The organism is Cryobacterium sp. 10I5, from assembly GCF_035019865.1.
GTDB lineage: Bacteria > Actinomycetota > Actinomycetes > Actinomycetales > Microbacteriaceae > Cryobacterium > Cryobacterium breve_A.
In genome coordinates, this window is record NZ_JASJVI010000241.1 from 1 (window position 1) to 260 (window position 260).

The 260-nt window shown below is 71.9% G+C and carries 1 pseudogene; it reads right to left on the reverse strand.

Annotated elements, in window-relative coordinates:
* Positions 1-260, reverse strand: a pseudogene (locus QN350_RS19855) (HNH endonuclease); the annotation flags it as partial.

The window sequence follows — 260 nt, forward strand, 5'->3', positions numbered from 1 at the left end:
ACGACCCCGGTTTCCGGGTGGGTGAGCAGCCGGGTGAAGCTCGGCGCCCCCGCCGCCAGACGCCTGGCGGTGTCCGGGTCGATGGGTCCGTACCCGGCCAGGTACCCGGGTTCCTCGCTTTTGCCCAGCAGGGTCAGGACGGGAACGGTCACGTTGACCTGCGCGGCCACCCCGGCTCCGATCCCGTCCGGGGTGACGCCGCCGATCAGGACGTCGGTGAGCACGTCCGCGGCGATCTGGGTCAGCGTGCGGGTTTCGTC